Origin of the sequence: Polaribacter dokdonensis (genome assembly GCF_024362345.1) — a bacterium.
Classification (GTDB): Bacteria; Bacteroidota; Bacteroidia; order Flavobacteriales; family Flavobacteriaceae; genus Polaribacter; species Polaribacter dokdonensis.
Genome location: NZ_CP101505.1, coordinates 1,191,341 through 1,205,376, shown reverse-complemented (window position 1 = coordinate 1,205,376; position 14,036 = coordinate 1,191,341). Strand labels below are relative to the sequence as shown.

5 protein-coding genes are annotated in these 14,036 nt (G+C 31.9%); 4 read left to right on the top strand and 1 reads right to left on the bottom strand.

The window, feature by feature from the left end; translation table 11 throughout:
- The first annotated feature begins 38 nt into the window (after window positions 1–38).
- From rpoB to LPB302_RS05415, 3 genes are all read left to right on the top strand, one after another.
- Window positions 39–3,848, top strand: a complete 3,810-nt coding sequence (gene rpoB / locus LPB302_RS05425; protein WP_074613579.1) for a DNA-directed RNA polymerase subunit beta — start codon at window positions 39–41, stop codon at window positions 3,846–3,848.
- A gap of 78 nt (window positions 3,849–3,926) precedes the next feature.
- The gene (gene rpoC / locus LPB302_RS05420) at window positions 3,927–8,201 is read left to right on the top strand and encodes a DNA-directed RNA polymerase subunit beta' (protein ID WP_053972781.1); all 4,275 of its coding nucleotides are present in this window, start codon (window positions 3,927–3,929) and stop codon (window positions 8,199–8,201) included.
- Between the two features lie 114 nt (window positions 8,202–8,315).
- Window positions 8,316–8,627, top strand: coding sequence for a DUF3467 domain-containing protein (locus LPB302_RS05415; RefSeq protein ID WP_015480727.1), 312 nt, complete (start codon window positions 8,316–8,318; stop codon window positions 8,625–8,627).
- Window positions 8,628–8,667: 40 nt separating this feature from the next.
- On the opposite strand, the gene LPB302_RS05410 is transcribed toward LPB302_RS05415, so the two are convergent.
- The gene (locus tag LPB302_RS05410) at window positions 8,668–11,232 is read right to left on the bottom strand and encodes an ATP-dependent Clp protease ATP-binding subunit (RefSeq protein WP_053972780.1); all 2,565 of its coding nucleotides are present in this window, start codon (window positions 11,230–11,232) and stop codon (window positions 8,668–8,670) included.
- A 271-nt stretch (window positions 11,233–11,503) separates the two neighbouring features.
- On the opposite strand from LPB302_RS05410, the gene gyrA reads away from it, so the two are divergent.
- Window positions 11,504–14,020, top strand: a complete 2,517-nt coding sequence (gyrA, locus tag LPB302_RS05405) for a DNA gyrase subunit A (protein ID WP_053972779.1) — start codon at window positions 11,504–11,506, stop codon at window positions 14,018–14,020.
- Window positions 14,021–14,036 lie beyond the last annotated feature (16 nt).

Below are 14,036 nucleotides of genomic sequence, written 5' to 3'. Positions count from 1 at the left end.
ATTTTAATTCATATTTTAATCAAAAAAAATATTCTCTTTTGGCAACGAAAAACACTACTGAAAGAATCAACTTCGCTACTTCTCAAATGATTAAAGAGTATCCAGACTTTTTGGATATTCAGGTAAAATCTTTTCAAGATTTTTTCCAACTTCAAACTAAAGCAGAAGAAAGAGGAGAAGAAGGTTTATATAAAACCTTCATGGATAACTTTCCAATTACAGATACAAGAAATCAATTTGTATTAGAATTTTTAGACTACTTTGTAGACCCACCAAGATATTCAATTCAAGAATGTATAGAAAGAGGTCTTACACACAGTGTTCCTTTAAAAGCACGTCTAAAATTATATTGTACAGACCCAGAACACGAAGATTTTGAAACGATTGTACAGGATGTTTATCTTGGTACAATACCTTATATGACTAACTCTGGAACCTTTGTAATCAATGGTGCAGAGCGTGTTGTAGTTTCTCAGTTACATAGATCTCCAGGTGTATTCTTTGGTCAATCTTTCCATGCAAATGGAACAAAGTTGTATTCAGCAAGAGTAATTCCTTTTAAAGGTTCTTGGATAGAATTCGCAACTGATATCAATCAAGTAATGTATGCTTACATTGATAGAAAGAAAAAATTACCAGTTACTACTTTATTCAGAGCAATAGGATTTGAAAGAGATAAAGATATTTTAGAAATTTTTGACCTTGCAGAAGAAGTTAAAGTTTCGAAAGCAGGTCTTAAAAAAGTATTAGGACGTAAATTGGCTGCTAGAGTTTTAAAAACTTGGCATGAAGATTTCGTTGATGAAGATACTGGAGAAGTTGTATCAATTGAAAGAAATGAAATCATTTTTGATCGTGATACAGTTTTAGAAAAAGAACATATAGATGAAATTATAGAGGCAGGAGCTAAGACTATTTTACTACACAAGGTAGATAATCATATGGCTGATTATGCTATAATTCATAATACTTTACAAAAAGATCCTACAAACTCTGAGAAAGAAGCTGTAGAACATATTTATAGACAATTACGTAATGCAGAACCGCCAGATGAAGAGACTGCAAGAGGTATAATTGATAAGTTATTCTTTTCTGAACAAAGATATAATTTGGGTGAAGTAGGGCGTTTTAGAATGAATACTAAACTTCAATTAAATGAGCCTATAGATCAGAAAGTATTAACTAAATTAGATATTATAACAATTATAAAATATTTAATTGAGTTAATTAATTCTAAGGCTGAAGTAGATGATATTGATCACTTATCTAACAGACGTGTAAGAACTGTTGGAGAGCAATTAGCGGGTCAGTTTGGTGTTGGTTTAGCTCGTATGGCAAGAACAATTCGTGAGCGTATGAATGTACGTGATAACGAAGTGTTTACTCCTATAGATTTAATTAATGCAAAAACATTATCATCTGTTATTAATTCTTTCTTTGGTACAAACCAATTATCTCAGTTTATGGATCAAACAAATCCATTAGCAGAGATCACTCATAAACGTAGATTATCTGCATTAGGACCAGGTGGTTTATCAAGAGAAAGAGCTGGTTTCGAGGTACGTGACGTTCATTATACACACTATGGTCGTTTATGTCCAATTGAAACTCCTGAGGGACCAAATATTGGTCTTATTTCTTCACTTTCTGTATTTGCAAAAGTGAACAATTTAGGATTTATCGAAACTCCTTATAGAAAAGTAAATGATGGTGTGGTTGAAGGCGATGAACCTATTTATTTAAGTGCAGAAGAAGAGGAAGGTAAGAAAATTGCTCAATCTAATTTAGAGCTTAAAGAAGATGGTACTATTGTTTTAGATAGAGTTATTGCACGTGAAGAAGGTGATTTCCCAGTGGTTAATCCTGAAGTGATTGATTATATGGATGTTGCTCCAAATCAAATTGCATCTATCTCAGCATCTTTAATTCCTTTCTTAGAACATGATGATGCCAACAGAGCACTGATGGGATCTAACATGATGCGTCAAGCTGTACCATTATTAAGACCAGAATCTCCAATTGTTGGTACTGGTTTAGAAAGAAGAGTTGCTAAAGATTCTCGTATTTTAATTAATGCAGAAGGAGAAGGAGAAGTAACTTATGTAGATGCTAATAAAATTACAATTAGATATGATAAGACAGATGAAGAAAGACTTGTAAGTTTTGATTCTGATGAAGTTTCTTACGATTTAATTAAATTTAGAAAGACCAACCAAGGTACATCTATCAACCTAAAACCAATTGTAGAAACTGGTGATAGAGTTGCAGAAGGTCAAGTACTGTGTGAAGGTTATGCTACACAAAAAGGAGAATTAGCTTTAGGAAGAAATATGAAAGTAGCCTTTATGCCTTGGAAAGGGTATAACTTTGAGGATGCAATCGTAATTTCGGAAAAAGTTGTTCGTGAAGATATATTTACATCTATTCATATTGATGAGTATTCTTTAGATGTTAGAGATACAAAATTAGGAACTGAAGAGTTAACTAATGATATTCCTAACGTTTCTGAAGAAGCTACAAAAGACTTAGATGAAAATGGAATGATTAGAATTGGAGCAGAAGTTAATCCTGGTGATATCTTAATTGGTAAAATTACACCAAAAGGAGAATCTGATCCAACTCCAGAAGAAAAATTATTACGCGCTATTTTTGGTGATAAAGCAGGTGATGTAAAAGATGCATCATTAAAAGCTTCTCCATCTTTAAGAGGTGTAGTAATTGATAAAAAATTATTTAGAAGAGCTGTAAAAGATAAAAACAAAAGAATTAGAGATAAAGAAGCAGTAGCAACTTTAGAACAGTCTTTCGTTTCTAAATTTGAAGGTTTAAAAGATGAGTTAATAGAGAAATTATTTACTTTAATTAGTGGAAAAACTTCTCAAGGAGTATTTAATGATTTAGGAGAAGAAGTTTTACCAAAAGGTAAAAAGTACACTCTTAAAATGTTAAACTCTGTAGATGACTATGTGCATTTAACAGGTTCTTGGACAACTGATAGTGACTTAAATTCTTTAGTTGGTGAATTAGTTCACAACTATAAAATTAAAGTAAATGATTTACAAGGTTCTTTAAGACGTCAAAAGTTTACAATTTCAGTTGGAGATGAATTACCAGCAGGAATTCTAAAATTAGCCAAAGTTTACATCGCTAAAAAACGTAAGTTAAAAGTAGGTGATAAAATGGCAGGTCGTCATGGAAATAAAGGTATTGTTGCACGTATTGTAAGAGCAGAAGATATGCCGTTCTTAGAAGATGGAACTCCAGTAGATATTGTACTAAATCCATTAGGTGTACCTTCACGTATGAACATTGGTCAGATTTATGAAACTGTTCTTGGTTGGGCAGGTCAGAAATTAAATACTAAATATGCAACTCCAATTTTTGATGGTGCATCTTTAGATCAGATTAATGCAATTACAGATGAAGCTGGAATACCAAGATTTGGACATACATACTTATATGATGGTGGAACAGGAAAACGTTTCGATCAACCAGCAACAGTTGGTATCATTTATATGATTAAGTTAGGGCACATGATTGAAGATAAAATGCATGCTCGTTCAATAGGACCATATTCTTTAATTACACAGCAACCATTAGGTGGTAAAGCACAATTTGGGGGTCAGCGTTTTGGAGAGATGGAAGTTTGGGCACTTGAGGCATATGGTGCATCAAGTATCTTAAGAGAAATCTTAACTGTAAAATCTGATGATGTTATGGGTAGAGCTAAAACATACGAAAGTATTGTTAAAGGTGAAGCTATGCCAGAACCAGGTTTACCAGAATCGTTTAACGTATTAATGCATGAACTTAAAGGTTTAGGATTAGACGTTAGATTAGAAGAATAAATTTTTTCAGTAACCAGTTTTCAGTAGTAATTTGCTACTGAAAACTGAATACTGCCAACTGAATACTTATTAAAAGACATGGCAAGAAAACAAGAAAAGTACACTGTAAAAAAGTTTAACAAAATCTCAATTGGTTTATCATCACCAGAAGCTATTTTAGAAGTTTCTAAAGGTGAAGTTTTAAAGCCAGAAACTATAAATTATCGTACACACAAACCAGAAAGAGATGGTTTGTTTTGTGAGCGTATTTTTGGTCCTGTAAAGGATTATGAATGTGCTTGTGGAAAGTACAAAAGAATACGTTACAAAGGTATCGTTTGTGATAGATGTGGTGTAGAAGTAACAGAAAAGAAAGTACGTAGAGATAGAGTAGGGCATATCAATTTGGTAGTGCCTGTTGCTCATATTTGGTACTTTAGATCATTACCTAACAAAATGGGTTACCTTTTAGGTTTACCATCTAAAAAGTTAGATATGATTATTTACTACGAAAGATACGTAGTAATTCAACCAGGTATTGCAAAAAACGTGGAAGGAGAACCATTACAAAAAATGGATTTCTTAACTGAAGAAGAATATTTAGATATTGCTGATGAGTTACCACAAGAAAATCAATATTTAGATGATTCAGACCCAAACAAGTTTATTGCTAAAATGGGTGCTGAATGTTTAATAGATTTATTAGCTAGAATTGATTTAGATGAATTATCATTTCAATTAAGACACAAAGCAAATACAGAAACTTCTAAGCAGAGAAAAACAGAAGCATTAAAACGTTTAAATGTTGTTGAAGCATTTAGAGATTCTCAGAAGAACAGAGAAAACAATCCAGAATGGATGATTATGAAGGCAATTCCGGTTATACCACCAGAATTAAGACCTTTAGTTCCATTAGATGGTGGTCGTTTTGCAACTTCAGATTTAAATGATTTATATAGAAGAGTTATTATCAGAAACAATCGTTTAAAAAGATTAGTTGAAATAAAAGCTCCAGAAGTTATTTTACGTAATGAAAAACGTATGTTACAAGAATCCGTAGATTCATTATTTGATAACACTCGTAAATCATCTGCAGTAAAAACTGAATCTAACAGACCTTTAAAATCTTTATCAGATTCTTTAAAAGGTAAACAAGGACGTTTCCGTCAAAACTTATTAGGAAAGCGTGTTGATTATTCTGCACGTTCTGTAATTGTTGTTGGACCAGAAATGAAATTGTCTGAATGTGGATTGCCAAAAGATATGGCAGCTGAACTTTACAAGCCTTTTGTAATTAGAAAATTAATTGAAAGAGGAATTGTAAAAACAGTAAAATCTGCAAAGAAAATAATAGATAGAAAAGAACCAGTTGTTTGGGATATTTTAGAAAATGTAATTAAAGGACATCCAGTTTTATTAAACAGAGCTCCTACTTTACACAGACTAGGTATTCAAGCTTTCCAACCAAAATTGATTGAAGGTAAAGCCATACAATTACATCCATTAGCATGTTCTGCATTTAATGCGGATTTTGATGGAGATCAAATGGCTGTTCACTTACCATTAGGTCCAGAAGCTATTTTAGAAGCACAATTATTAATGTTAGCTTCTCACAATATCTTAAATCCTGCAAATGGTGCTCCAGTTACTGTACCTTCTCAAGATATGGTACTTGGATTATATTATATGACAAAAGAAAGAGTCTCTACTCCAGAAGTACCAATTAAAGGAGAAGGTTTAACTTTCTATTCTCCAGAAGAAGTTACTATAGCTTTCAATGAAGAAAAAATAGACTTAAATGCGTCTATTAATGTTAGAACTCAAGATATAGATGAAAATGGAGAACAGGTAACTAAAATTATTAAAACTACTGTAGGTAGAGTTTTATTTAATGAAAAAGTTCCTGCTGCAGCTGGGTATATTAATGAGGTTTTAACTAAGAAAAACTTGCGTGGAATTATTGGTGGTATTTTAAAAGCTACAGATATTCCTACAACAGGAGCATTCTTAGATGAAATTAAAAACATGGGTTATAAGTTTGCCTTTCAAGGTGGATTATCTTTCTCATTAGGTGATATTATTATTCCTAAAGAAAAGCAATCTATGATTGATGAAGCAAACAAAGAAGTAGATGTAATTGTAGGAAACTATAATATGGGTATGTTAACGCAAAAAGAGCGTTATAATCAGGTAATTGATGTTTGGGGTTCTACCAACAACAGATTAACTGAGTTGTCTATGAAAAATTTACGTGAAGACCAACAAGGATTCAACTCAGTATATATGATGCTTGATTCTGGAGCTCGTGGATCTAAAGAACAGATTCGTCAGTTAACTGGTATGCGTGGATTAATGGCAAAGCCTAAAAAATCTACAGCTGGTGGTGGAGAGATTATTGAAAATCCAATTCTTTCTAACTTTAAAGAAGGTTTATCAATTCTTGAATACTTTATTTCAACTCACGGTGCTCGTAAAGGATTAGCAGATACCGCTTTAAAAACTGCAGATGCTGGTTACTTAACACGTAGATTAGTAGATGTTTCTCAAGACGTTATCATTAACGAGGAAGATTGTGGTACATTAAGAGGTTTAGAAGTTACTCCATTAAAGAAAAACGATGAGATTGTTGAATCTTTATCAGATAGAATCGAAGGTCGTATTTCTTTAAATGATGTTTATCATCCAGTAACAGAAGAATTATTATTAGAAGCAAACCAATCAATTACATCTCAATTAGCAGATGCTGTACAAGCATCAGGTATTGATTCTGTAGAAGTAAGATCTGCATTAACATGTGAATCTTCTAGAGGTATTTGTGCAAAATGTTATGGTTTAAGTTTATCAACTCGTAATAAAGTACAAATTGGTGAAGCAGTTGGTGTAATTGCTGCACAATCTATTGGAGAGCCAGGTACACAGTTAACATTACGTACATTCCACGTTGGTGGTGTTGCAGGTAACATATCAGAAGAAAACAAATTAATTGCCAAATTTGATGGTAAAGTTGTAATCGATGATTTAAGAACTGTAGTTGGTAAAGATAATGAAGGTAATGAAGTAGATATCGTAATTTCGAGAACTGCTGAAATTAAAATCATTGATAAGAAAACAGATATTACTCAGAGTACAAATATTTTACCTTATGGTTCTATCATTTTTGATAAAGATAGAAAATCAATTAAAAAAGGAGATGTTATTGTACAATGGGATCCATTTAATGGTGTAATTGTTTCTGAATTTGCTGGTAAAGTGAAGTTCGACAATTTAGAGCAAGGTATGAACTATGCTGTAGAAATTGATGAACAAACAGGTTTCCAAGAAAAAGTAATTACTGATTCTAAGAACAAAAAAATCATTGCTTCTTTAATTATTGAAGATGAAGATGGTAATGCATTACGTTCTTACAGTTTACCAGTAGGTGCTCACTTAATGGTAGATGATGGAGACTCAGTAGAAAGTGGAAAAACATTAGTAAAAATTCCTAGAAAATCTGGTAAAGCAGGGGATATTACAGGAGGTTTACCACGTGTAACAGAATTATTTGAAGCACGTAACCCTTCTAACCCGTCTGTAGTTTCAGAAATTGATGGTGTTGTTTCTTTCGGAAAAATAAAAAGAGGTAATAGAGAAATTATTGTTGAATCTAAAACAGGTGAAATTAGCAAATATTTAGTGAAGCTATCTAACCAAATTTTAGTTCAAGAAAATGACTTTATCAAAGCTGGTATGCCACTATCTGATGGTGCAACTACACCTTCTGATATTTTAAGAATTAAAGGGCCATCTGCAGTACAAGAATACTTAGTAAATGAAATACAAGAAGTATATCGTTTACAGGGTGTAAAAATTAACGACAAGCACTTCGAAGTTGTAGTTCGTCAAATGATGCGTAAAGTTAAAATTATAGATTCAGGAGATACTCTATTCTTAGAGAACCAACTGATTCATAAAAATGACTTTATTACAGAAAACGATGCAATTTACGGTATGAAAGTTGTTGAAGATGCTGGAGATTCTGAGAATTTAAAGCCAGGTCAAATAATTTCTGCACGTCAATTAAGAGATGAAAATTCTTTATTAAGAAGAAATGACAATAACTTAGTTACTGCAAGAGATGCAAGACCAGCAACAGCTGAGCAAGTATTACAAGGTATTACAAGAGCATCTTTACAAACTAAATCATTTATTTCTGCAGCTTCTTTCCAAGAAACTACAAAAGTATTAAATGAGGCAGCTGTAAATGGTAAAATAGATACTTTAGAAGGATTAAAAGAGAATGTAATTGTAGGTAAGAAAATACCAGCAGGTACAGGAATGAGATCTTATGATAAAGTAATTGTTGGACCAAAAGATGAAATAGAACAAAGTTTCTAATACAGAACGTATAAACGTTTCATAAATTAAAGTTGAATTGTTTATTGTAAAATTTTTACAGTATTCAATTCAACTTTTTTATTTTTTGTACTTTTATTTAAATAATTAAAACTAATGGAAGAAAATAATAATAAAGATGGCCAGTTAAATATTGAATTAGGTCAGGATGTAGCTGAAGGAACTTATTCTAATTTAGCAATCATTAATCATTCAATATCAGAATTTATAGTAGATTTTATTAATATTATGCCTGGAGTGCCAAAGGCAAAAGTAAAGTCTAGAATCATTTTAACGCCTCAGCATGCAAAAAGATTATCTAAAGCTTTAGCAGATAATATTAAAAAGTTTGAGCAACAAAATGGAGATATAAAAGATTATGAACAGCCTCCAATTCCTATGAATTTTGGACCAACAGGTCAAGCATAAAAAAAAATCCCAAATTTTTCAATTTGGGATTTTTTTTATTTTAAGATTCGCTTTCTGATTTTGTTTCAGGTTTCTTTTTGCCTTTCTTAATTTTTATAGTAAGCTCATCTTTAGCTTCATCAAAATCCATGGCAATTGTATCTCCTTCAGTCAACTTAGAATTTACAATTTCTTCTGCTAAAGCATCTTCAATATATTTCTGAATTGCTCTTTTTAGAGGTCTTGCTCCATATTTCTTATCAAAACCTTTGTCTGCTATATAATCTTTTGCTTTTTCGCTTAGATTTAAAGTATACCCTAAATCAGAGATTCTATTTAAAAGTTTATCTAATTCAATATCAATAATAGAATGAATGTCTTCTCTCTCTAATGCATTAAAGACAATAACATCATCAATTCTGTTTAAAAATTCAGGAGCAAAAGATTTCTTTAAAGCACTTTCAATAACCGATTTTGCATGAGCATCTGCTTGCTCTTTTTTAGAAGCAGTTCCAAAACCAACTCCACCACCAAAGTCTTTTAATTGACGAGCACCAATATTAGAAGTCATAATAATGATAGTATTTCTAAAATCAATCTTTCTTCCTAAACTATCAGTAATATGCCCATCATCTAAAATTTGTAATAACATATTAAACACATCTGGATGCGCTTTTTCAATTTCATCTAAAAGAATTACAGAATATGGTTTTCGACGAACTTTCTCAGTCAATTGTCCTCCTTCTTCATAACCAACATAACCTGGAGGTGCACCAATTAAACGTGAAATAGCAAATTTTTCCATGTATTCACTCATATCAATTCTAATTAAAGAATCATCAGAATCAAATAATTCACGAGCTAATACTTTTGCCAATTGTGTTTTACCAACACCAGTTTGACCTAAGAAAATGAAAGATCCAATTGGTTTATTTGGGTCTTTTAATCCAACTCTATTTCTCTGAATTGCCTTAACAACCTTTGTAACAGCTTCATCTTGTCCAATTACTTTACCTTTAATTAAAGAAGGTAACTCATGTAGTCTATGACTTTCTGCTTCTGCAACTCTATTTACAGGTATACCTGTCATCATAGAAACTACTTCAGCAACATTGTCTTCAGTAACAATTTCTCTGTTTAATTTAGAATCATCTTCCCATTGTTTTTGAGCAGAATTTAAAGCAGCTTCCATATTCTTTTCATCATCTCTTAACTTGGCAGCTTCCTCATATTTTTGACCATTAACAGCTTTAGTTTTTTTATCACGAATAATTTCTAACTGAGATTCTAATTCTAAAACTTGTTTTGGTACAACAATATTGGTAATATGAATTCTTGAACCTGCCTCATCTAAAGCATCAATGGCTTTGTCTGGCAAATATCTATCAGTCATATATCTATTGGTTAGTTTTACACAGGCCTCAATAGCATCATCTGTAAAGTCTACATTATGATGTTCTTCATATTTACCTTTGATATTCTGTAGAATCTGAATGGTTTCTTCAACAGAAGTTGGGTCTACAATTACCTTTTGAAAACGACGCTCTAAAGCACCATCTTTTTCGATATTTGTTCTAAACTCATCTAAAGTTGTAGCACCTATACATTGTATTTCTCCTCTAGCTAAAGCTGGTTTTAACATGTTTGATGCATCTAAAGAACCAGTTGCACCACCTGCACCTACTATCGTATGAATTTCATCAATAAAAAGAATAATATCATCATTCTTTTCTAATTCATTCATTAAAGCTTTCATTCGTTCTTCAAACTGACCTCTGTACTTTGTACCTGCAACTAAACTTGCTAAATCTAAAGAAACAATTCTTTTATCAAATAATATACGAGATACTTTTCTATCTACTATTCTTAAAGCTAAACCTTCTGCAATAGCAGATTTACCAACACCTGGTTCTCCAATTAGCATTGGATTGTTTTTCTTTCTACGACTTAAAATTTGTGAAACTCTTTCTATTTCTTTTTGACGACCAACAACAGGATCTAATCTTCCTTTTTCTGCTAAATCAGTTAAGTCTCTTCCAAAATTATCTAAAACTGGTGTTTTTGATTTTTTAGCAGTTTTACTTTTCTGTGGTTGATCAAAAGGATTTGATTTTTCTGATGCATACTCATCATCAGAAGGTGTTTCTGCGATTGGGTTTACAGGTAAATCTGCATCTACTTCATCAACATGTAATTGTTTATATAAAGCTTTTGCTTCATCATAATTTACATGATATTTTTGTATCAATTTTGTTGTTGGGTCGTTCTCGTTTCTTAAAACACACAACAACAAGTGTGCTGTATCTATTGCATCACTTTGATATAACTTAGCTTCTAAAAATGTAGTTTTTAAAGCTTTTTCAGCTTGTCTAGTTAAACGTAAGCTAGGTTTATCTGTATTCTCTACAAACGTTGGGTTTGCAGGGTTTAATTGTTCTAATTTTTTTCTTAGTAAAGTTAAGTCAACATCAAACGCTGTTAAAATTTCTATAGCTTTACCTTCGCCTTTTCTTATTAATCCTAGTAAAAGGTGTTCAGTTCCAATAAATTCATGGCCTAATCTTAAAGCCTCTTCTTTACTAAAAGTGATTACATCTCTAACTTTTGGTGAAAAATTATCGTCCATATTTCTTTCTATCTAAAATTGATGTGTTGTAAATTTAGTCCTTTTTTTTTGAGAATATTACAAAAAAGATGCCAATGCTTTAAAACTGACAGTTTGACTACCATTACAAGGTAGAAAACAATTGGAAATCAAACAAGTATAAAACTGTTAAAAATTATCAAAAAATGTTGATAACTATGAGGGTTTACAGGCCTTATAATCTTTGTAAAAACCATTAGAAACAGTATCTTGCCTTGTTTTAAATTTTTGATTAAATAATAATAAAATATATATGGCAGAAGGCGAAAAGTTAATTCCAATTAACATAGAAGAACAGATGAAGTCTGCATACATTGATTATTCAATGTCTGTAATTGTATCTAGAGCATTACCAGATGTAAGAGATGGTTTAAAACCGGTTCATAGAAGAGTCTTGTATGGAATGCACGAATTAGGAATTAAAGCTACTGGAGCTTATAAAAAGTCTGCAAGAATTGTAGGTGAGGTTTTAGGTAAGTATCATCCACATGGAGATACTTCTGTTTATGATTCTATGGTAAGAATGGCTCAAGACTGGAGTGTACGTTACATGATGGTTGATGGGCAAGGAAATTTTGGTTCTGTAGATGGTGATTCTCCTGCAGCAATGCGTTATACTGAGGTAAGAATGCAAAAGATTTCTGAAGAAATGTTAGCAGATATCGAAAAAGATACTGTAGACCATTCTTTAAATTTTGATGATACTTTGCAAGAGCCAGTTGTTTTACCAACGCGTATTCCAAATCTTTTGGTGAATGGAGCTTCAGGTATTGCAGTAGGTATGGCTACAAATATGGCACCACATAACTTAACAGAAGTTATAAATGGTACTGTTGCTTATATAGAAAATAGAGATATTGAGATTGATGAATTAATGCAACATGTAACTGCGCCAGATTTTCCAACAGGTGGTATTATTTATGGTTATGATGGTGTAAGAGATGCTTTTCATACAGGTCGTGGACGTATTGTAATGCGTGCAAAAGCTGTGATTGAAGAAGTTAAAGGACGTGAGTGTATCATTGTTACTGAAATTCCATATCAAGTTAACAAAGCAGATATGATTAAGAAAACTGCTGACTTGGTTAACGAAAAGAAAATATCTGGTATTGCTAATATTAGAGATGAGTCTGATAGAAATGGAATGAGAATCGTTTATATTCTTAAACGTGATGCAATTCCAAATATCGTTTTAAATAAATTATTTAAATATACTCAGCTACAAACATCTTTTAGTGTTAATAATATTGCACTAGTAAATGGTAGACCAGAGCAGTTAAATTTAAAACAACTTATCCATTATTTTGTAGAGCATAGACATGAAGTTGTTGTTAGAAGAACAGAATTTGAATTAAAAAAAGCAGAAGCTAGAGCTCATATTTTAGAAGGGTTAATTATTGCCTCTGATAATATTGATGAAGTAATTAAAATAATTAGAGCATCATCTAATGCAGATGAAGCTAGAGCCAGTTTAATTGAGCGTTTTGAGTTAACAGAAATTCAGGCAAAGGCGATTGTAGAAATGCGTTTACGTCAATTAACAGGTCTAGAACAAGATAAGTTAAGAGCAGAGTATGATGAAATCATGATTACTATTGCTGACTTAAAAGATATTTTAGCAAACGAGCCAAGACGTTACCAGATTATAAAAGACGAGTTATTACACATTAAAGATAAATATGGAGATGAGAGAAGATCTATCATAGAATATGCAGGTGGAGACATGCGTATTGAAGATATGATTCCAGATACAAAAGTTGTGGTGACAATCTCAAATGCAGGCTATTTAAAACGTACAAATCTTGATGAATATAAAGTTCAGAATAGAGGAGGAAGAGGTCAAAAAGGAGCAACTACAAGAAATGAAGATTTCTTAGAACATCTATTTGTAGGAACAAACCATCAATATATGATGTTCTTTACACAAAAAGGTAAAGTGTTCTGGATGAGAGTTTACGAAATTCCTGAAGGTGGTAAAAATACTAAGGGTAGAGCAATGCAGAATTTAATTAACATCGAACAAGATGATTCTGTAAAAGCATTCTTAGTAACTCAAGATTTAAAAAACGAAGAATACATCAACAGTCATTATGTAATTATGGCCACTAAAAAAGGTCAAGTTAAAAAGACTTCTTTAGAGCAATATTCTAGACCTAGAACAAATGGTATTAATGCAATTACTATTAAGGAGGGTGATGAGCTTTTAGAAGCAAAATTAACTACAGGAGATAGCCAAGTAATGTTAGCCTTAGCTTCTGGTAAATCAATTCGATTTGAAGAAGCGAAAACAAGACCAATGGGTAGAACAGCGTCAGGTGTAAGAGGTATTACTTTACAGCACGAAAATGATGAAGTTATTGGTATGGTTGCCGTAAACGATATGGAAAGCAATATTCTAGTGGTTTCAGAAAAAGGTTATGGTAAACGTTCTAGTTTAGAAGATTATAGAATTACAAATAGAGGTGGTAAAGGTGTAAAAACATTAAATATCTCTGAAAAAACAGGAAATTTAGTAGCTATTAAAAACGTAGATGATTCTAACGATTTAATGATTATTAATAAATCTGGATTGGTAATTAGAATGGCAGTAGAAGATTTAAGAGTTATGGGGCGTGCAACACAAGGTGTTCGTCTAATTAATATTAAAGATGATGATAGTATTGCTGCTGTAGCAAAAGTTGTGCATGAAGATGATGCAGATGAAGAATCTGTTGAAGAAACAGAAAATGGCACGGATATTGAAAATAGTACAAGTGATAATCAAGAATAGAAAATAAATTTAATAC